The sequence below is a fragment of the Pseudarthrobacter sp. 10T415 genome (genome assembly GCF_056394175.1).
In genome coordinates this window covers 57,013-76,959 of sequence record NZ_JBFTHJ010000001.1, presented here as the reverse complement: position 1 = coordinate 76,959, position 19,947 = coordinate 57,013, and the positions used below count along the sequence as shown (strand labels likewise).

Annotated in this window: 17 protein-coding genes, 2 tRNA genes and 1 riboswitch; of the genes, 2 read left to right on the top strand and 17 right to left on the bottom strand. The window is 66.7% G+C overall.

The window, feature by feature from the left end:
* Window positions 1-44 precede the first annotated feature (44 nt).
* Window positions 45-1,127, bottom strand: a complete 1,083-nt coding sequence (locus tag AC1DBN_RS00380; protein ID WP_091720722.1) for an FAD-dependent oxidoreductase — start codon at window positions 1,125-1,127, stop codon at window positions 45-47.
* An 80-nt stretch (window positions 1,128-1,207) separates the two neighbouring features.
* Here AC1DBN_RS00380 and AC1DBN_RS00375 point away from each other — a divergent pair, with 80 nt between their 5' ends.
* Window positions 1,208-2,590, top strand: a complete 1,383-nt coding sequence (locus tag AC1DBN_RS00375) for a class I SAM-dependent methyltransferase (protein ID WP_091723997.1) — start codon at window positions 1,208-1,210, stop codon at window positions 2,588-2,590.
* Window positions 2,591-2,648: 58 nt separating this feature from the next.
* Here the strand turns inward: AC1DBN_RS00375 and AC1DBN_RS00370 are convergent.
* The 13 genes from AC1DBN_RS00370 to AC1DBN_RS00310 all read right to left on the bottom strand — a co-directional run bounded on the left by AC1DBN_RS00370 (window position 2,649) and on the right by AC1DBN_RS00310 (window position 16,450).
* A tRNA-Ala gene (locus AC1DBN_RS00370) sits at window positions 2,649-2,721 on the bottom strand.
* A 210-nt stretch (window positions 2,722-2,931) separates the two neighbouring features.
* Window positions 2,932-3,004, bottom strand: a tRNA-Ala gene (locus AC1DBN_RS00365).
* A 114-nt stretch (window positions 3,005-3,118) separates the two neighbouring features.
* The gene (gene rsfS, locus AC1DBN_RS00360; RefSeq protein ID WP_091720725.1) at window positions 3,119-3,508 is read right to left on the bottom strand and encodes a ribosome silencing factor; all 390 of its coding nucleotides are present in this window, start codon (window positions 3,506-3,508) and stop codon (window positions 3,119-3,121) included.
* Window positions 3,509-3,546: 38 nt separating this feature from the next.
* Complete coding sequence (locus AC1DBN_RS00355; RefSeq protein WP_091720728.1) at window positions 3,547-4,995, bottom strand: hypothetical protein; 1,449 nt, start codon at window positions 4,993-4,995, stop codon at window positions 3,547-3,549.
* A 7-nt stretch (window positions 4,996-5,002) separates the two neighbouring features.
* A complete protein-coding gene (nadD, locus tag AC1DBN_RS00350; RefSeq protein ID WP_269457122.1) occupies window positions 5,003-5,653 on the bottom strand; it encodes a nicotinate-nucleotide adenylyltransferase in 651 nt (216 codons plus the stop codon).
* A gap of 13 nt (window positions 5,654-5,666) precedes the next feature.
* The gene (locus tag AC1DBN_RS00345) at window positions 5,667-5,906 is read right to left on the bottom strand and encodes a hypothetical protein (protein ID WP_091720733.1); all 240 of its coding nucleotides are present in this window, start codon (window positions 5,904-5,906) and stop codon (window positions 5,667-5,669) included.
* A 79-nt stretch (window positions 5,907-5,985) separates the two neighbouring features.
* Complete coding sequence (locus AC1DBN_RS00340; protein WP_091720736.1) at window positions 5,986-7,365, bottom strand: glutamate-5-semialdehyde dehydrogenase; 1,380 nt, start codon at window positions 7,363-7,365, stop codon at window positions 5,986-5,988.
* Window positions 7,366-7,391: 26 nt separating this feature from the next.
* Complete coding sequence (proB, locus tag AC1DBN_RS00335; protein ID WP_091720739.1) at window positions 7,392-8,543, bottom strand: glutamate 5-kinase; 1,152 nt, start codon at window positions 8,541-8,543, stop codon at window positions 7,392-7,394.
* Window positions 8,533-10,122: a GTPase ObgE gene (gene obgE / locus AC1DBN_RS00330; RefSeq protein WP_477722412.1), complete on the bottom strand. Its 1,590-nt coding sequence runs from the start codon at window positions 10,120-10,122 to the stop codon at window positions 8,533-8,535. The genes proB and obgE overlap by 11 nt, the downstream gene beginning before the upstream one ends.
* 113 nt (window positions 10,123-10,235) lie before the next feature.
* Window positions 10,236-10,499: a 50S ribosomal protein L27 gene (gene rpmA, locus AC1DBN_RS00325; RefSeq protein WP_009372867.1), complete on the bottom strand. Its 264-nt coding sequence runs from the start codon at window positions 10,497-10,499 to the stop codon at window positions 10,236-10,238.
* 60 nt (window positions 10,500-10,559) lie between these two features.
* Window positions 10,560-10,868 carry a 50S ribosomal protein L21 gene (gene rplU / locus AC1DBN_RS00320; RefSeq protein WP_015937330.1) on the bottom strand — a complete coding sequence of 103 codons (309 nt, stop codon included), beginning with the start codon at window positions 10,866-10,868 and terminating at the stop codon, window positions 10,560-10,562.
* A 334-nt stretch (window positions 10,869-11,202) separates the two neighbouring features.
* Window positions 11,203-12,732, bottom strand: coding sequence for a bifunctional hydroxymethylpyrimidine kinase/phosphomethylpyrimidine kinase (locus AC1DBN_RS00315; RefSeq protein ID WP_091720745.1), 1,530 nt, complete (start codon window positions 12,730-12,732; stop codon window positions 11,203-11,205).
* A 9-nt stretch (window positions 12,733-12,741) separates the two neighbouring features.
* Window positions 12,742-12,840, bottom strand: a riboswitch (TPP riboswitch).
* Window positions 12,841-12,982: 142 nt separating this feature from the next.
* Window positions 12,983-16,450 carry an Rne/Rng family ribonuclease gene (locus tag AC1DBN_RS00310; protein WP_091720748.1) on the bottom strand — a complete coding sequence of 1,156 codons (3,468 nt, stop codon included), beginning with the start codon at window positions 16,448-16,450 and terminating at the stop codon, window positions 12,983-12,985.
* 439 nt (window positions 16,451-16,889) lie between these two features.
* On the opposite strand from AC1DBN_RS00310, the gene AC1DBN_RS00305 reads away from it, so the two are divergent.
* Window positions 16,890-17,561, top strand: coding sequence for a vitamin K epoxide reductase family protein (locus AC1DBN_RS00305; RefSeq protein WP_091720749.1), 672 nt, complete (start codon window positions 16,890-16,892; stop codon window positions 17,559-17,561).
* Window positions 17,562-17,661: 100 nt separating this feature from the next.
* On the opposite strand, the gene ndk is transcribed toward AC1DBN_RS00305, so the two are convergent.
* From ndk to AC1DBN_RS00290, 3 genes are read right to left on the bottom strand one after another with little or no spacing between them, the layout of a single operon-like run.
* Complete coding sequence (ndk, locus tag AC1DBN_RS00300; protein WP_091720752.1) at window positions 17,662-18,075, bottom strand: nucleoside-diphosphate kinase; 414 nt, start codon at window positions 18,073-18,075, stop codon at window positions 17,662-17,664.
* A gap of 51 nt (window positions 18,076-18,126) precedes the next feature.
* Window positions 18,127-18,585: a DUF4233 domain-containing protein gene (locus AC1DBN_RS00295; RefSeq protein WP_091720754.1), complete on the bottom strand. Its 459-nt coding sequence runs from the start codon at window positions 18,583-18,585 to the stop codon at window positions 18,127-18,129.
* A gap of 3 nt (window positions 18,586-18,588) precedes the next feature.
* A complete protein-coding gene (locus tag AC1DBN_RS00290) occupies window positions 18,589-19,947 on the bottom strand; it encodes a bifunctional folylpolyglutamate synthase/dihydrofolate synthase (RefSeq protein ID WP_314216679.1) in 1,359 nt (452 codons plus the stop codon).

Here is a 19,947-nt window from a genome sequence, read left to right as displayed (position 1 = left end):
GGTGTGCTCCACCCGCGAATTGATCGTGGTCCGTTCCCTCCGGGTCAGCCCCAAGGTACCGGCTCCGCTGCCGGGGCCAATCCGGGCAGCTTGAGGATCTCCGCCACTGCCGCCCGGCCGGCCCGGTTGGCGCCGATGGTGGACGACGACGGGCCGTAGCCCACCAGGTGGACGCGCGGCTCGGATGCCACGCGGGTTCCGTCCATGGCGATTCCGCCGCCCGGCCCGCGAAGGTGCAACGGAGCCAGGTGCTCCAGCTCTGCCCGGAACCCGGTGGCCCACAGGATGACGTCCGCCGCAAGGAATCCGCCGTCCGCCAGCCGGACGCCGCCGGGCTCAATGGCGGTGAACATGGGCTGCCTGTCGAGGGCGCCGCGCGCCGCCGCGGCCCGGAGCGCCGGAGTCCTGATAAGCCCGGTCACCGACACCACGCTCTGCGGCGGCAGGCCTTTCCGGACCTGCTCCTCGACGAGTGCCACGGCGTTATGCCCGGCACGGGCGTCAAATTCGTCGTCGCGCCAGACAGGCTCGCGGCGGGTAAACCAACTGGTGGAGGTGATCTGGGAGATTTCGTCGAGGAGGCCGACCGCCGAGATTCCCCCGCCCACAACGATGACATGCTTGCCAGGAAATTCGGTGGCGGAGACGTAATCCGCCACGTGCAACTGCCTGCCGCGGAAGCTGTCCCGCCCCGGGTAGATGGGCCAGAACGGCCTGGTCCAGGTGCCCGTGGCATTGATGAGTGCCTTGGCGCTCCAGTCCCCAGTGGAGGTGCGGACGCGAAGCCGGCCTGCAGGGTCTTCGTCTTCGCGGCTGACTGAAGAGACCTTGACCGGCCTCCGGACCGTCAGGCCCAGTTCCTGTTCGTAGTCCCCGAAGTAGCGGGTGAGGAACTCGGAACTGGGTTCACGGGAATCCACTGCAGGCTTGGCGATGCCCGGTAGATCGCTGATTCCGTTGACGGTGCCCATGCGGAGGCTCTTCCAGCGGTGGCGCCATGCGCCGCCGGGCCCGGCCTCGGCGTCGAACATCTCATACGCAAGCCCTCTGCGCTGCAGGTGGAAGGCGGCGGATAGTCCGGCTTGCCCTGCGCCGATCACCACGACATCGGTTTGGGCAGCAATCACTCCCCCATGATAGCCGGGCGGGACGTCCGGGCCTTAGGGTTGGCCCATAGAGGCCCGGCCAGCGATACCGGAGGACGATGATGGCAGGAACAACGCGCAGCACGGCGGACACCGGCAGGAGCAGTGCGGCCAGGTTGGCGAAGGCTTTGGCCATTGTTCTAGGCACACCTGACGTGCCCCTGCGGCTGAAAGCCTGGGATGGTTCCGAAGCAGGACCCCGGGATGCCCCCGTCCTGGAGTTCCGGTCGCGTCGGGCGCTGCGGCGGATCCTGTGGTCGCCGGGCCAGCTGGGACTCAGCCGGGCTTATGTGGCCGGGGAGCTCGACGCGCCGGGCGACATTTTCGCCGCCTTCACGGCCCTGAGTTCGGCGGGCAAATTTGCCGAGCCGGGACCGTTCCGGCGTCCGACGGTTGCGGAGCTGTGGACGCTCGCGGCTACGGCAGTGCGGCTGGGCGCTGTGGGGCCCAACCCGGCGCCTCCGCCCGAAGAGGCCCGCGTCGCCCGCAGAGGCCGGGTGCACTCCCGCCACCGTGACGCCGCGGCCATCTCCCACCATTACGACGTCGGCAACGACTTTTACGCCCTGGTTCTGGGCAGCTCAATGGTCTACTCCTGCGCGGTCTGGTCGGATGAACCTGGTGTAACCATGGAGAGCAGCACCGGTGAAAGCAGCACCACGGAGAGCAGCACCGGTGGCAGCCGGGCCGGCAACGACGGCCTGGACGCCGCACAGGAAGCCAAGCTGGATCTGGTATGCCGGAAGCTGGGGCTGAAGCCCGGGATGCGCGTGCTGGATGTGGGCTGCGGCTGGGGCAGTTTTGCCCTGCATGCGGCGGGAAAGTACGGCGTCACCGTGCTGGGAGTGACGTTGTCTTCGGAGCAGGCCATCCTGGCACGGAAGCGGGCTGCCGAGGCGGGGCTTACGGAGAAGGTGGAGATCCGGGTCCAGGATTACCGGGATGTGGCGGACGGGCCGTTCGACGCGATCAGCTCGATTGGAATGTCCGAGCATGTGGGCCGTGACCAAACCCCCGGCTATGCATCCTCCCTGTATTCACTGCTCCGCCCCGGCGGGCGGCTCCTGAACCACGCCATTTCCTGGAATGCCGGCCCCACCGATCCGGACCCCGATTCGTTCATTCCCCGGTATGTGTTTCCGGACGGGGAGATGATCAGCCTGGGTGAAATGGTGGTGGCTCTCGAGGGAGCGGGGTTTGAGGTCCTTGATGTTGAGGCGTTGCGGCAGCACTACGCCCTGACGCTGCGTGCGTGGGTGCGGCGGCTGGAGGAGAACTGGGACCAGGCGGTTGCCCTGGCCAGCGTTGGCCGGGCCCGGATCTGGAGGCTGTACATGGCGTCGAGTGCCATCGGCTTTGAAAATGGCCTGACCGGGGTGAATCAGGTCCTGGTGCAACGCCCGGGCGGCGCCGAACCGCCGCTTCGCCGCACGGCGTGGATGTAACTCCACCAGCGGAAACGCAAAAGGGAACCATCACAGTTGATGGTTCCCTTTTATTCCGTGGAGCTGAGGGGACTCGAACCCCTGACCCCCTGCATGCCATGCAGGTGCGCTACCAGCTGCGCCACAGCCCCGGAAATTTGCTGTCCCGGTCGTTTTCCCCGGAGCAACCTGACCAGCTTAATGCACTTTCCCCGCAGTACCAAATCGCACCTGCGAGCGGGCTGCCGGGGTCCCCTGGCAGATGCCTGCGCTCCTCCGCCAAGGCCTCCGGACGCCCCGCCGACCCATCGAACGCATAAAAAAATCCGCCGGAATCGTGATGATTCCGGCGGATTCTCCGGTGGAGCTGAGGGGACTCGAACCCCTGACCCCCTGCATGCCATGCAGGTGCGCTACCAGCTGCGCCACAGCCCCGAACTGCTGCCGCTCCTGAGAGCTTTTCTCGGGTTTCCCCGAAGCAACTCCAATATCTTAGATCAGCGGTTCCAAGAATTCCAAATCGGGAATACTCCCCGGAGCGGCGCGGGTTTACTCGCTTTCGGACGCGGCCGCAGCGGCGTCTTCCAGCTGCAGGTCCACCACGGGGCAGTCCTTCCAAAGCCGCTCCAGCGCGTAGAATACCCGGTCCTCTTCATGCTGGACGTGGATGACGATGTCGGAGTAGTCCAGGAGTACCCAGCGGCCGCCGGAACGGCCTTCGCGGCGAACAGGCCGCAGGTCCTGCTTGGCAAGTTCTTCCTCGATGCCGTCCACGATCGCGTTGACCTGACGCTCGCTGGGGGCTGATGCGATGAGGAAGACGTCGGCCAGTGCCAGGCGTTCACTCACGTCCAGCGCAACAATGTCATGGGCAAGCTTGTCCGCGGCAGCCTTGGCGGCGTCGCGGGCAATGGTGATGGATGTATCTGATGCAGTCACGGGACTCCTCGTTGATGAAAAAAACAGGGTGCGGCAGGTCAGGGGGTCATGCCGCTGATGATAAGGACGATGCCGGACACCAGGGCCACGACACCGAAAGCCAGGATGCAAAGCTGCAGGATGCGGTTGCGCCTCGCGCGGCCCAGGCCCGCGGTGGAAGCATCCAGGGGTTCAAGACCGTAGGCCGAGCTGGCCGGGACCCGCGGAACGTCCTCGAAGGTGGCCTGGCTGTCCGGGAAGACAACTGGCTTCGGCCGGGTGGCCGCCTTAGCCGCCGCTTCGGCCCGTGCAATGACCTGCGACCGGCCGGACACCGGCTCGGCCGCGCGGCCGGTCCTGGCAGCAGGCTTCTTCTTGCCTCCGGATGCAGGAACCTTGGTTCCCGGCCGGGTGGTGACCGGAACGTGGGATGTTGCCGGAGGCTTCATGACGGGACGGTCCACGCCGGGAACCTGGACGAATTCCAGCGGCGTCACCATGGCCAGGTTGCTCGTGGTGGACGGGCCCGGCCGGTCCTTGGGCGCATTCGCCCCTGGCTGGCTTGCCTTCGGCTGGGAAGCCGTAGGCGCGGCTGCCTGGGGCAACGGGTTCCCGAAGTGCGCGGCCTTGGGCTGGGCCGGCGTCGATGAGGCGTCCGCGGCCTGGCTCTCGCCGGGGGCTGCAGCTCCGCCGGCCTGCTCCGCGAGTTTCTGCCGGGCCATGGCCCGCCGGTTCAGCACTGCGGCGCGTTCCGCCAGGGCGATCTGCTCGGCAAGGATCCCGGGGTCCACCGCCTCCGGATCCATGGAGGCGATGTGCTCCATCTTGGCGATCTGGTTCTTGGCCTGCTCGGCAATCAGGGAACGGGCCGCAAGCGCCTGTTCCACTGTCATCCCTGCGGGGCCGGAAGGAACGCCGGCAGCCTTAGGGGCTGGAGTGCCGGACGGCGCACCCGGCGCCGCCGGAGCCTTGCCCTCTCCCCCGGCGGAGGGTGCAGATTTACTGTCGCCGACGGGTCCCGGCCGGGCAGGCGCCTTCGACGGGACAACAGGTTGGGTGGCGGCGGGTGGAACGATCGGGTTGGCCGACGTGAGGGCCTGCTCTTTGAGCTGCTGCAGGCGGAGCTGGCGTCGGGTGGGAGGCCCGCCCGCAGCAAGCTGGCCTTCCTTTTCCTCCAGGTCTTTGATGGTGCGCAGGGCTGCCCTGTCACGGGCGCGGATTTGCGAGGACCGTTGTGTGTGGGCCGGCACCGCGGCGGGCTGGTCCAGGGGTTGCTGGTCCTGGTCCGGAGCAGCTACAGGCTTCGCGGCAACAGGTTTGGCGGGCGCAGGCGCAGCGGCGGCCACGGGCTTTTGGGGTTTCCCACCTGTCCCGGCCGGTGCCGCGGGCGACGGTTTTATGGCAGGCGGAAGGAGGTCCTTGCCCGTGGGGGCGGCCGACTCCTGGGCGGCGTCCCGCGCCTTCCGGAGTTCCCGGCGGCTGCGGATGGGGGGCTGTTCCTGGCTCATGGAGAACTCATTCAGTGCTGGCTCGTTCGCGTGCTTCGGAAGGTTGATCGTCCCCGCCTGCCGGGGCGTACAGGCCGTACTTCGCGATGTACTGCACCACGCCGTCAGGCACCAGATACCAGACGGGATCGTTTCCCGCGACCCGGGTGCGGCAGTCTGTGGAAGAGATGGCCATGGCCGGCACTTCGAGGAGGCTGACGTCGTCGCGCCCCATGCCGTCAAGGACGTGGCCCGGACGGGTGACTCCAACGAAATGGGCCAGCGACCACAGTTCGTCGATGTCCTTCCAGGACAGGATCTGCGCGAGGGCGTCGGCGCCGGTGATGAAGAACAGGTCCGCGTCCGGCCGCTGGGCGCGAAGGTCGCGCAGGGTGTCGATGGTGTACGTGGGACCGGGACGGTCCACATCAACCCGGCTCACCGTGAACCGCGGATTGGAGGCGGTGGCGATGACTGTCATGAGGTAGCGGTGTTCAGGCTCGGTAACCCGTTTATGGGATTTCTGCCATGGCTGTCCGGTGGGGACGAAAACGACCTCGTCAAGGTCGAATTCTGCAGCCACCTCACTGGCGGCAACAAGGTGGCCGTGATGGATGGGATCGAACGTCCCGCCCATCACGCCCAGCCGGATCCGGCCCTTGTCACTGCTCCGGCGCAAAGTGCGGGAAATGTTAGTGGCCCTGCTTGTGATCGTGCTTGTTCGGGTGCTGGCGGTGCGGGTCCGCGTGCTCCTCCGTGACGGTGTGGCGGTTGCCCAGGTTGTTGTAGGACAACGTGATGAACATCATGACCATGAGGATCCCAAACATGACGATGCCGAAGACCCACGGCTCAGCCCACAGCGGCGCGAGTTCCTCGTGTTCTGCTTCGCCTGCTGCGGCGATGGTCGTGGCGATCTGCTGGAACAGCATGTTCTCCCCTAGGTTCAAGTATTTTGGGGCAGCGGACTTTTCCGCTGCTTTTTGGCGTCTGGTCTATGTTACCGCGTTGCTACCCGCGGACCTGGCCTTCACCCTGGACGATCCACTTGGTGGTGGTGAGCTCGGTGAGCCCCATGGGCCCGCGGGCGTGCAGCTTCTGGGTGGAAATGCCCACTTCGGCACCGAGCCCGAGCTCCCCGCCATCGGTAAACCGGGTGGAAGCGTTGACGATTACGGCAGCGGAGTCCACCTCGGCGATGAACCGTTCGGCGTTGGCGAGGTCGTTGGTGAGGATGGCCTCCGTGTGGCCCGTGGACCACTTGCGGATGTGGCGGACGGCTTCATCCAGGCCGTCCACCATCGCCACGGCGAGGTCAAGGTCCATGTACTCCGTGCCCCAGTCCTCATCCGTGGCGGCGTCGGCTGCCACTGAAGCCGGCAGGGCCGCGCGGATGCGGTCATCGGCATGCAGGCGGACGCCGGCCTTGCTGAGTGCTTTGGCCACGGCGGGGAGGACGGTGGACCCGGAGTGGACCAGGAGGGTTTCCACGGTGTTGCAGACGCTGGGCCGCTGTGTCTTGGCGTTGAGGAGGATCTCCACGGCCATGTCTTCGTTGGCCGATTCGTCGATGAAGATGTGGACGTTGCCTTCGCCCGTTTCGATGACCGGCACGGCGGAGTTGGCCACCACCGACTGGATGAGGTCGCGCCCGCCGCGCGGAATCAGGACGTCAACCCTGCCGCGGGCACGCATCAGGACGTTGGCGCCCGCACGGCCGTACTGGTCCACTGTCTGGACGGCGTCGGCGGGCAGTCCCACGGACTCCAGGGCTTCGCGCAGCACCCTAACGAGGACGCTGTTGGTTGACTCCGCTGCGCTGCCGCCGCGGAGGATCACGGCGTTGCCGCTCTTGAGTGCAAGTCCTGCGATGTCCACGGTGACGTTGGGCCGGGCCTCGTAAATAGCCGCCACGACTCCCATGGGAACGTTGACCTGCCGCAGGCGCAGTCCATTCGGAAGGGTCTGGCCGCGGACCACGTTGCCTACGGGATCCGGCAGGTTGGCGAGGTTCTCCAGGGCGGCCACCAGGCCGTCGATGCGGGCGTCGGTGAGGGTCAGCCTGTCCAGCAGTGCTGCGGATGTACCGTTGGCCTTGCCGTTGGCGACGTCGCGTGCGTTGGCGTCGAGAATGGCGCGGGTGTTGGCCTGCAGTGCCGCCCCCACGGCACGCAGGCCGCGGTCCTTCCACGCCCGGTTGGCCATGGCCATCCGGCGGGCGGCGTGGCGGCTGCGGTCGGCAATGGCGTGTACCGCGGCCTCGATCCCGGCATCGGTGAGCGGACCGTCGGCCGGGGCAGGAGCTGCTGAGGGGGCCTGCTGCTGCGGGGTGCTCGCGGCGGCGGTGTCTGCGGGGTTGTCGGCAGTCGTGTGGATCAGGGCCTCAGTCATAGTCCAAGTTTAGGCGAGGCCCGGGTTCAAACCAGCACCAGGTCGTCAACATGAACAACTTCACGGTCGTAGCCGGTGCCGAGTTCCTCGCCGAGGTCGCGCGTGGACCGTCCCAGCATGCGGGGCAGCTCTTCGGAGGAGTAGTTGACCAGGCCGCGGGCCACGACGGTGCCGTCGGCACCTGCGATCTCGACGGCGTCGCCCGCTTCGAAGACGCCGTGCACAGCGGATATGCCGGCCGGCAGCAGCGAAGTCCGGTGGTGGCGGACGGCCCGGACCGCGCCATCGTCCAGGACAAGCCTGCCCTGGACAGAGGCTACGTGGGCCAGCCACAGCAGCCGGACGGGTTTGCGGGCACCGTTGACGGTGAACCAGGTGCCAACGTCCTCACCGTTGAGTGCGGCGGCAGCGTTGGGCGTGGAGGTCACCAGGGCGTGAATGCCGGATCCTGCGGCCATGCTGGCCGCCTCAACCTTGGTGAGCATGCCGCCGGTGCCAACCCCGGCTTTGCCGGTCTTGCCGATGGACACTCCCTCGAGGTCGTGCGGTCCGGCCACCACAGGAATGCGCTTGGCCCCGTGGGCCGGCGGACCGTCGTAGAGGGAGTCGACGTCGGAGAGCAGCACCAGCGCGTCGGCGCGGACAAGGTGCGCCACGAGGGCAGCCAGCCGGTCGTTGTCGCCGAAGCGGATTTCGTGGGTGGCCACGGTGTCGTTCTCGTTCACCACCGGAACCACGCCAAGGTTCAGGAGCCGGTCCAGGGCCCGGAAGGCGTTGGTGTGCTGGCTCCGCCGCATCAGGTCCTCTGCAGTGAGCAGGACCTGGCTGACAGTGACGCCGTGGGCGCCGAACGCCTGGGTGTACCGGGCCATGAGGAGTCCCTGCCCCACGCTGGCAGCAGCCTGCTGGGTGGCGAGGTCCCGGGGACGCTTCGGGAGGCCAAGCGGTGCCAGTCCGGCAGCGATGGCGCCTGAGGAAACCAGGATGATTTCGGTCCCGCTGTTGCGTTTGGCAGCCAGGGCGTCCGCGAGGGCCGTGAGGGACTCTTCGGAGATGCCGCCCTTGATGCTTGTCAGCGATGAGGAGCCGACCTTCACCACAACCCGGCGGGCGCCGGCCAGCGCGCTCCTGTCCACGGAACCGGAAGCCGGTTCCGTGGCAGTTGCCCTAGGACTCATCGCCGGAGTCCAGGCCACTTTCCTTGATGGGCTGGGCCGCGCGCCGTCCACTGACGGACTCTGTCCAGATGCCGGCCTTGCGTTCGGCTTCGAGCTCGGCGCGGGCAGCGGCCTTGGCATCCCGGCGTTCCTGCTGCTCCTCGCGCTTCTGGGTGCGGGTGGGGCGGTCGCCGGTATCGGCGAAACGGATGTCGGTGCCGCGCGGCGATGCCAGCAGTTCGGCGCCTGCCATCATGGTGGGCTCCCAGTCGAAGACCACGCCATCATCTTCACCGATCACCACGGTGTCGCCCGGCGTGGCACCCATCTTGAACAGCTCGGTTTCCACGCCCAGCCTTGCGAGCCGGTCGGCCAGGTAGCCGATGGCCTCTTCGTTGGTGAAGTCTGTCTGCTTGACCCAGCGGACGGGCTTGTCGCCGAGGACGCGAAACAGGGGCTCGTGGGCCTTCTCCTCGCGGCGGATCCGGAATCCGGTTTCGTTGACGGCGCGCGGACGCAGCACAGTGGGGGTAACTTTCGGCGGAGCGGCTGCTACGGCATCCCGTGCCGCCTTGACGATCTCGGCCATGGCGAAGCCGAGCTGGCGCAGGCCCTCGTGGCTGGTGGCCGAGACCTCGAAGACCCGGTATCCGCGGGACTCCAGCTCAGGGCGGACGAATTCAGCCATGTCCTTGCCGTCCGGCAGGTCCACTTTATTCAGTGCCACGAGGCGGGGCCGGTGGTTCAGCGGGACCACTTCGCCGTCCTGGCCGGCGTAGCTCATGTCCACCGCGTACTTTTCAAGTTCGGTCTCGATGATGGAGAGGTCAGAAAGGGGATCGCGTTCGGATTCGAGCGTGCCGCAGTCCAGGACGTGCACCAGGGCGGCGCAGCGTTCCACGTGCCGCAGGAAGTTGTGGCCGAGGCCCTTGCCTTCGCTGGCACCTTCGATAAGTCCCGGGACGTCCGCGATGGTGAACCGGACTTCGCCTGCCTGGACCACACCCAGGTTGGGGATGAGGGTGGTGAACGGGTAGTCGGCGATCTTGGGGCGCGCGGCGGACATGGCGGCGATGAGGCTGGACTTGCCGGCAGACGGGAATCCCACCAGGGCGATGTCTGCAATGGACTTCAGCTCAAGGATAATGTCGCTCGACTCACCCTCGATGCCGAGCAGGGCGAAGCCTGGAGCGCGGCGCTTCTGCGAGGACAGGGCAGCGTTGCCCAGCCCGCCGGGCCCGCCGGCGGCGGCGATGTACTCTGCGCCCTCCCCCACCAGGTCCGCCAGGACGGTGCCGTCCTTTGACTTCACCACAGTGCCGTCGGGGACAGGCAGGATCAGGGTTTCGCCGTTCTTGCCGCCGCGCCAGTCGCCCATGCCGGGACCGCCGTTGGTGGCGTGCCGGTGCGGGGCGTGGTGGTAGTCGAGGAGGGTGGTGGTCTGGTGGTCCACGCGGAGGATGACGTCGCCGCCGTTGCCGCCGTTGCCGCCGTCGGGCCCGCCGAGGGGCTTGAACTTCTCGCGGTGGACGGAGACGCAACCGTGGCCGCCGGTACCGCCGGATACGTGCAGTACTACCCGGTCTACAAAGCTGGCCACGTAAATCTCCTCAGTGTCGTGTGGGCGCCCATGGACGCCCTATCGATTGTAATGCGCTTAAAAGAGCAGTGGAGCGGGCCAACTGGCCCGCTCCACCGCTTCAGAACTGGTTGTTACTCTGCAGCTGCAGCAGCAACGATGTTGACGACGCGACGACCGCGGCGGGTGCCGAATTCAACGGCGCCCGGGGTCAGTGCGAACAGGGTGTCGTCGCCGCCACGGCCAACGCCGGCGCCCGGGTGGAAGTGGGTGCCACGCTGGCGGACGATGATCTCGCCGGCGGAAACTACCTGGCCGCCGAAGCGCTTGACGCCGAGGTACTGTGCGTTGGAGTCACGACCGTTGCGAGTGGAGCTCGCGCCCTTTTTATGTGCCATCTGAAATGCCTGCCTTTAAATTCTGGGGAATCTGCTGAAAACCTGAACAGTAACCGGTGGTTACTTGATGCCAGTGATCTTGACCTTGGTCAGTTCCTGACGGTGACCCTGGCGCTTCTTGTACCCGGTCTTGTTCTTGAACTTCTGGATGACAATCTTAGGACCACGGAGGTCCTGGAGGATTTCAGCCGTAACGGTCACCTTGGCCAGGTCAGCAGCGGCAGTGGTGATCTTGTCACCATCAACCAGGAGCAGTGCGGGCAGCTCGATGGTGCTGCCAGCCCCACCGGCGACGCGGTTCAGGGTAACGAAGTCTCCAACGGAAACCTTCTCTTGGCGGCCGCCTGCGCGGACAATCGCGTACACCACTTGGGAACTCACTTCTCTCGACGTTTATAACTAAAATTGCGTGCGGCACCCGTTGCACTGTTTGGCTGGGTTCCCGCTGTGCCTCAACGCCGTGGATTCCCCGAAGGTCTCCATGAGTTATCCCGCAGGACTGCCTTGTGTTTTCCACGCTGGCATGTTCCCGGGGTCATAACCCAAGTGTTGGCGTAAGCACCGAAGATCCAGAATACGCTAATTCCGTCTCCGGCCGCAAATGAGGCTGGCTCCGGCGGGTCGGCTGTGATAGGAACCACAGACATCGTCCGCCACCGGGGCCGTGCCAGACCATAGTACCGGCAGCACGGCCCGGGCAGGTTCAGGCGTGGAGCCGCGGCGCGTCGAAGAACTCCACTTCCAGCCGGCAGGACTGCCGGAAAGCGGTAACCATGGCGTGCCGCTCGTCATCGGAAGCCTTGCGTGCCGCTTCGTCCACCACGGCGATGGCCCGGCGCGTTGCCTCCGCGAAATCCTCGTCGGCATAGGTGCGGAGCCAGTCGGCGTAGGGGTGTCCTGCCGGTTCCCCGTCGGCGAGGAACCTGGCATGGAGCGTCTTCCCGGCGTCCGCGTACAGCCAGAAGCACGGCAGGACAGCCGCTGCCAGGACTGCATAGCTGCCCGACGCCGAAGTAGCCGTCAGGTGGTCCACGTAGGCCTTGGTGACAGGACCCAGTTCGGGACGGACGGTGCGGGTGCTGAGCCAGGAACGGTGCAGTTCCGACTCCACTTCGAGGCACTGCTGGGCCGACGCCGCCCAGAACAGCTGCTCGGCTTCCGTGGGAGCCAGCGCGCTGGCCCGGGCGAGGACTCGCGAATACCCGTTCAGGTAGATGGCATCCTGCGCAAGGTAATACGCGAACTGGCTTTCCGGAAGTGTCCCCGAGGCCAGGGCCCGGAGGAAACCCAGGGCGTAGATCGACTCAAGGTGGGCGTCGGCATCTTTCCGCAGCTGCGCCGTAAAGTCGCCTGGCCGAAGCGCTTGGCGGATGTGGTGGAAATGGTGAACGGGCCCGTTGCCGGTTCCCACCTCCAGTACGGCGGACGCCGCCAGCGCCCCCGCAAGCCAGGGTTTCACTTCCCGTAGGGCCACTTCCCAGTTGCCTACCTGCGCCTGGACCGTGGCCATGGCGGAGGACAGGGAACAGCCTGTGCCATGGCTGTTCCGCGTTGCCACCCGCTCCCCCGGGATTTCCACTACGTCTGCGGATAGCATGCCGGCCGGGCCAACCAAGGCGTCCGGGCAGCTGCTGCCTTGCAGGTGGCCACCCTTGACCAGCACGGCAGCACCGGTGGCATCAGCAAGCCGCCTGCCCTGTTCCAGGGCTGCCTCCCACGTGTCCTGTACGTCTTCTTCCAGCAGCATGGCCAGTTCGGCCAGGTTGGGGGTGACAAGGTGGGCCAGCGGCACCAGGCTGCGGAGCGCGGCTTCGGCACTCTCCTGCAACAGCCGGTCTCCGCTGGTGGCAACCATGACGGGGTCCAGGACAACGACGGCGGGGCGCACCTTCTCCAGCCAGGTGCGCACGGCATCGATCACTTCGGCGTCGCCCAGCATGCCGATCTTGACGGCGTCAACGTGGATGTCGTCGCTGATGGCCGCCAGCTGCTGTGCCAAAAAGGATGCCGGAGGAACATGGACGGCGGTCACCCCGCGGGTGTTCTGGGCGGTGAGGGCAGTGATGGCGGCCATGCCGTAACCGCCGTGGGCCGCGATGCTTTTGAGGTCCGCCTGGATGCCGGCCCCACCGGAGGGGTCCGAGCCCGCGATGGCAAGGACCCGGGGCACGTCCCGTACGGCAGCCGGCATTACGGTTGCGGAGGGATTCGGGAGCGGGGTGGCTGCGGGCATGGCAAGGGTCGAAGACAAAAGAGACATCCCTTCGCCGGTACTAACCGGACAGGTTCAACGGGTGTGGATCTCAGCCGGGCCTGGTGCGCGGCACCCCGTGTCGGTTCCCCAGCCTAGCCGCTGGACGGCAGTCAACCGAAAGGTGACTGCACCTGTTAAGTGCGCTGCTGAGGGCCGTTCCCCGTTAACGGCAGATGCCCGGCCCCACCACAGGAGTGGAGGGCCGGGCATCTGCAGTGCCTGGGCAGGGTCAGAGCTCGGAAGCAGGAACCCCTACGCCAAGGATGATGGGCGCATCGGCTTTGGCTGCCGGCTCTGCCGGCGCTGCGGGCTGGGGCGCTTTGGCGGCATGGGAGTGGCCTTCGCTGGCCGACGGGACGTTCTCATGGTGTTCCACGGTGGTCTCGTTGGCTGCGCCCTGCGCCCTGCTTGCACTCCGGTTACGCCGCGGACGGCGCTGCCGGGACAGGTCGGGGGCGGCAGGCGCAACGGGCTGCTGGGGTGCCGCAACCGCTGCCTCCGCCGGTTCGGGGGTGGCCGGCGCGGCCTGGGCCGTCCCGGACTCCTGTGGCTGGCTGCCAACAGGCGAAGCCGGCTGGCCCAGGTGGGCAAACGCTTCGGCAAGCCGGTCAAGCGACAGCGCAGGCGAGGCTTGGTGCTCGTCTGCGTGCTCAACGAAGGGCAGCGCGACCTTCTCGCCGCCGAACGTCAGGACAGCTGCCGGGCGTGCCGGCGTCCCGTCGTCGTGCTTCTCCGTTGTGCCCGCGTCCTGCTGGGCGGGGGCCAGCCGGGCCGCCACCTCATCATCATGCAGGTGTGCGGCGTGGGCAGCAGCAGCAATGTTGGCCAGGGCCAGCCTGGTGGCTTCAGCCTTGGCATGGCGTTCGGCCTCGTGCGGGTCCGGCTGGACGGGGTGGGCAGCCACCGCTGCGGGTGCGGGTGCCTGTTCGACCGGCTGGCCGCCACGTCCACGGCGGCGCTTGCGTTCGCCGCGCGTACCTTCCTGGCTGCTGTCGGTGCGCTGGCCCTCGTTGCGCTGACCCTCACTGCGCTGGCCCTCGCTGCGGTTGCCCTCGTTTCGGTTCCCGTTGGTGCGGGAATCGGAGCGGTTGTCTGAGCGGTGGACGTGCTGCTCGGCTGCCACGATGTTGGCGCGGCGGTGCTCTACGGGGTCGTCATGGGTGACGACGCCGCGGCCCGCGCAGGCTTCGCACTGCTCGCCGAAGACTTCCAGGAGCCCGGTGCCCATGCGCTTGCGGGTCATCTGGACGAGTCCCAGCGAGGTGACTTCCGCCACCTGGTGCTTGGTCCGGTCGCGGCCCAGGCATTCCACCATGCGGCGCAGGACGAGGTCGCGGTTCGATTCCAGGACCATGTCGATGAAGTCGATCACGATGATGCCGCCGATGTCGCGCAGCCGCAGCTGGCGCACCACTTCCTCGGCCGCTTCAAGGTTGTTCTTCGTGACGGTTTCTTCGAGGTTGCCGCCGCTGCCGGTGAACTTGCCGGTGTTGACGTCCACCACGGTCATGGCTTCGGTCCGGTCGATCACCAGTGAGCCGCCGGAGGGCAGGAACACCTTGCGTTCGAGGGCCTTGTGGATCTGCTCATCAATCCGCCAGGCAGCGAAGATGTCCTGGTCCTTGGTCCACTTTTCCAGGCGTCCCACCAGGTCCGGCGCCACATAGGTGACGTAGGCCTCGATGGTGTCCCAGGCGTCCTCGCCGGAGACGATCAGCTTGGAGAAGTCCTCGTTGAAGACGTCACGGACCACCTTTATGGTGAGGTCGGGCTCGCCGTACAGCAGCTCCGGAGCCAGGACCTTGGTGGAGGAGGACTGGCTTTCGATGCCTTCCCACTGGGCGCGGAGCCGGTTGATGTCGTGGGTCAGCTCCTCTTCGGACGCCCCTTCGGCCGCCGTGCGCACAATGACGCCCGCCTGCTCGGGCAGGCGGTCCTTGAGGATGCGCTTGAGCCGGTTCCGCTCGACGTCGGGCAGCTTGCGGGAGATTCCGGTCATGGAACCGCCGGGGACGTACACGAGGTAGCGGCCCGGCAGCGAGATTTGGCTGGTCAGGCGGGCGCCCTTGTGGCCCACGGGGTCCTTGGTCACCTGGACCAGGACGGTGTCGCCTGACTTCAGCGCGTTCTCGATACGGCGCTGCTTGCCTTCAAGGTTGACGGCTTCCCAGTTCACTTCGCCCGCGTAAAGGACGGCGTTGCGGCCGCGTCCGATGTCCACGAAGGCAGCCTCCATGGAGGGCAGCACGTTCTGGACTTTGCCCAGGTAGACGTTGCCGATCAGCGAGTCCTGCTGGGTCTTGGAGACAAAGTGCTCGGCCAGGACGCCGTCCTCGAGGACGCCAATCTGGATTCTGTCGTCGCGCTGGCGGACGATCATCTGCCGGTCCACGGATTCGCGGCGGGCCAGGAACTCCGCTTCGGTGATGACGGTGCGGCGCCGGCCCGTGTCCCGGGATTCGCGGCGGCGCTGCTTCTTGGCTTCCAGTCGGGTGGAGCCCTTAACGCTGGTCACCCGGTTGCTGGCGGGCGCCTCGCTGACGGCACGCGGTGCGCGCACGCGGGTAACGGTGTTGGGCGGATCGTCGTCGTTGCCGCCGGTCAGTTCGAGGTCCTGGTCACCGCGGCGGCGGCGACGACGACGGCGGGACGTCACGCCGTCCTCGGCCGGACCGGCTTCTTCCTCGTCCGATTCGTCGGCGGCGTCATCCGCCTCGGAGCCACCGGTTCCGGCGTCGTCGCGCTCGTCCAGACGGCTGCGCCCCCGGCGGCCACGGCTGCGGCGCCGGCGGCGGCTGGAGGATTCCTCGGATTCGTTGTCCTCGGCGTCGTCTTCGTCCTCGGCCTCCTCCGCTGCGGCGGCGGGCGTAGCGGGGCGGACGACGGTGCTCAGGTCCGGTGCCTGGAACAGCATGGAAGTGGGCGAGCCGGGCTCAAGGAACAGGGAGGCAAACGCGCCCGGTTCCTCGCCAGCCGCGGTAGCTTCGGCGGCTTCGGCGGCTTCGGCCGGCGTCGCAGCGGATTCTCCTGCTGCAGCGGCAGCTGCCGTGCCGGGGGCCTGCTCCGGGGCGGCCTCGGCTGCGGTCTCGACGGCGGTAAGTTCCTGTTCGGCGGGCTTCTCTGCTGCTGCCTCTACGGCCGCCTCCCGGGCCACGGCGCCCTGGTCCGCCGTTTCAGCGTCCAGCGCGGCAGCGGTGACGGGCAGTTCCTGGGCAGGGGCCGGCGTTTCGGCGGGGGCCAGCGTTTCTGCAGGTGCCCCCGCAGGAGCAGCTTTCCTCGTGGCAACGCGACGGCGGCGGACCGGCTTGGTCTCGGTGGGTTCCGCGGGTACTTCGCTGGCAGCAGGCGCTTCTGCGGCGGTGGCAGCTTCGGCGGGGGCAGCGTCAGCGGCCGCACCGGCTTCCGTGGAGTCTGCATCGGTGGCAAAGGCAGGCAGCGGCTCGGCGGCGTCTGCCTTCTTCTTGGCCCGGGGCCGGCGCACGGCGGTTTTGGCCGGGGCTGAGGGGGCACCCTCATTGCCGGCCGACGCAACGGCGGTTGGGGCATCGTTCGGAGCCACCTCGGCGGCGGCTGCGGCTACGGCGTCATCGGCCTTCGGCGCTGCCTTGCGTCGGGTCCGGGGAGCCTTTTTGGGTTCGGCCGCGGCTTCCACAGCCGGTTCAACCTCGTTAACGGAAAGCTCAGTTTCATTGTTCATCTGTGGCAACACTCCTGCCCCTGACGTACCGCCACATCCGGCACCCATTGGGGCACATATTGTCAAAACCCGCAGGCGCTGACAGAAGTCAAGTGGATGCTCCCAGGTTCGCACCGGCAATGGGGTGCGGCAGCCCGTAGGAGCCAGTGGAAAGTTCTGAAACCCGTTGTTCTACATGCCACAACCAGGTGCCGTCCAATGGAGATTGCGGGAGTGTCGGAACAATCCGAAGCCTGCCCTGCTCGTCATTGGCGGTCTTGGGAACAAACCACCGGACCGGAGACCGAATGTGGTTCGGCTTCCAGCCACGTTCATTCTCTCACACGCGGGGTAAATCACGTGGGAAGGTGCCGCGGGCTTTCTGTTCCCTGGGCGTTGCGTCCAGCCGCCGGCGTTACAATCAGGCTCAGGAGCACCGGACGAAAAGGACGCCATACCAATGCCCAGCATCTCCCCCGTCAGCGGCACGCCAGCCCAGGAGCGGACCACCACCCCGGACAGCGCCCCGGCGGCTAATACGCCGGTGATGGCCCGGAACCGGCCCTTCGGCTGGCTCCTGGTGATTACCGGAGTTATCGGCTGGCTCGCTTCCGGAACCCTGGTCCTGGAAAAGCTCGCGGTGCTGCAGGATCCCAACCACACCACCGTGTGCGATGTAAACCCGTTTATCTCCTGCGGCGAAGTGATGAAGACCTGGCAGAGCTCACTCTTTGGCTTCCCCAACATGTTCATCGGGATCGTGGCGTTCGCCATCATCATTACCGTGGGCATGGCCCTGTTGTCCGGCGCCACGTTTGCCCGCTGGTACTGGATCGGGCTGCAGGCCGGCGTTACCCTCGGCTTCATCTTCGTGGTGTGGCTGTGGTCCCAGGCCCTTTATGACATCCACGTCCTGTGCCCGTTCTGCATGATCGTCTGGGCCGCGATGATCCCGCTCTTTGTCTGGACCACCATCCGCAACATCTCGGCCGGAGTCATTCCCGTCCCCTCGGGGGCCGCCCGCGTCGTGGGCGATTCCGGCTGGATCATCGTGGCGCTGATCTACGTGGGCGTGATTGCCAGCATCTTCTTCGCCTTCATCCAGGTGTTCGCCGGCACGTCAGGGTTCTAGCCGCCCAGAGCCCTAGGACCAACAGATAAGGCCAATGTTCACGAAGAACATTGGCCTTATCTGTTGGTCCGCACCACCATGGCGGCGCGGAGGGCGGGTCCTAGAACCAGATCTTGATCTCGCGCTCAGCGGAGTCCGAGGAGTCTGAGCCGTGCACCAGGTTCTGCTGCACCTTCAGTCCCCAGTCGCGGCCGAAGTCGCCGCGGATGGTGCCCGGAGCCGCGGTGGTGGGATCGGTGGTGCCTGCCAGTGAACGGAAGCCTTCGATGACGCGGTGGCCTTCAAAGATCGCGGCAACCACAGGGCCGCTGAGCATGAACTCCACCAGCGGCTCGTAGAACGGCTTGCCCACGTGCTCTTCGTAGTGCTGCTCGAGCAGCTCGCGGGTGGCGTTCACCTTTTTGAGTTCGGCCAGGGCGTAGCCCTTGGCTTCGATCCGGGCCAGGATGGCGCCGGTGAGGTTACGGGCGACGCCGTCGGGCTTGATCAGGACGAGGGTGCGCTCAGTGGTCACAACTGCTCCAATGCGTTGGTGGGGTTTCGGGTCAAGTCTACGGGGGCTGCCCTACTGGGCCGGACCGGATCCGGCGGGCTGGTCCGGGTTGGCGGCTTCCCACGCGGCCTGTTCACGTTCGCGTTGCCCGGCTTCGCGGTCCAGCCTGATTCCCGTGCGGATGCCGTACCACCAGCAGATGGCGAACAGTACGCCCACCAGGAACATGGCAGGTTCGAAGATGCCGGTGAGGATCAGCACCACCTGCAGCACCCAGCCCAGTCCGATGCCCCAGGGCTTGCGGAGGAACGCGCAGGCCAGCACCATGACCACGCTCAGTGCTATCCCGACGCCCAGGATCAGCGCCGGCGGGAACTCGCCGCGGCGCAGGCCGAACACTGCCAGGGTGGCAAAGAACATGACGAACGCCTCCAGCAGGAGGACCGTCGAGGCGAACATGACCTTGGTGGAGCGCCGTTTCTTCGGCATGCCCGGGCGCCATTCGCGCTGGGCCTTGGTCAGCCTGGCCATGGATTACGCCTCCGTCTTTCCGAGCAGGATGCGGGCCTCGGCCACGAGGGTGATGGAGCCCGTGACCAGCACACCGCCGGAGAGGTCGTCGTTCGCTTCGGCCCGTTCCACCGCCCATTCCAGGGCGTCGTCGAGCTTTTCTTCAATATGCACGTTGTCCTCGCCGAAGCCGAGGTCAATGGCCAGCTCGGCCAGTTCGGCGGCCGGCACGGCCCGCGGCGAATTGGACTGCGTAAAGCAGTACTCCTCCGCCACGTCTCCCAGGGATTCCTTGAGTTCACGGAGGATCTCCTCCGCGTCCTTCTCCTTGAGCACGCCCACCACGGGGACCAGCCGGGAGAAGGTAAAGGCCTCCTTCAGGGCCGCGGCCGAAGCCTTGATGCCGTCCGGGTTGTGGGCAGCGTCCACGATGATGGTGGGTGCAGACCGCACCACTTCCAGCCTGCCGGGCGAGGTTGCGGCGGCGAAGCCTTCCTGCAGGACGTCGAAGGGCAGTTCCTTTTCGCCGCCGAAGAACGCCTCCAGGGCCGCCACGGCCACGGCTGCGTTCTGCGCCTGGTGGGCGCCATGGAGCGGGACCAGCAGGTCCGGATAGCGCCCGGCGATGCCCTGGATGGTGACCATCTGGCCGCCCACGGCAACGGTGCGGGATTCGACGCCGAACTCCACGCCCTCGAAGCGGAACGGCACGCCAACTTCCTTGGCTTTTTCCAGCAGGACCTGCGCAGCGTCCAGGGGCTGCGCAGCACTGACCAGGAAGCCTCCGGGCTTGATGATGCCGGCTTTTTCGTGCGCGATGTCCTCGGTGGTGTCCCCCAGCAGGTCCGTGTGGTCCAGCGAGATCGGGGTAATCACCGATACCTGTCCGTCGCCCACGTTGGTGGCGTCGGTGATGCCTCCCAGGCCCACTTCGATGATGGCCACGTTGACGGGCTGGTCGGCGAAAACAGCGAAGCCCAAGATGGTGAGGCATTCGAAGTACGTCAGGCGGGGCTGCCCTTCCGCCTCCAGCTCGGCATCCACGATCTGCAGGTAGGGACGGATCTCGTCCCAGATCCGAACAAACGTTTCGTCGGAGACCGGGTGCCCGTCAATGCTGATCCGTTCCGTGACCTTGGACAGGTGCGGGCTGGTGTAGCGCCCGGTGCTCAGTCCCTGGGCCCGCAGCACGGACTCGATCATGCGGGACGTGGACGTCTTGCCGTTGGTTCCGGTCACGTGGATGATCGGGAACGCCTTGTTGGGTTCGCCGAGCACATCCATGGCGCGGAACAGCGGGGCGAGCCGGGGCTCCATCTTGTTTTCCGGCGCACGCCCCAGCAGTTCGGCGTAGACGCTTTCCACGGAAAATTCGTCAGTCAT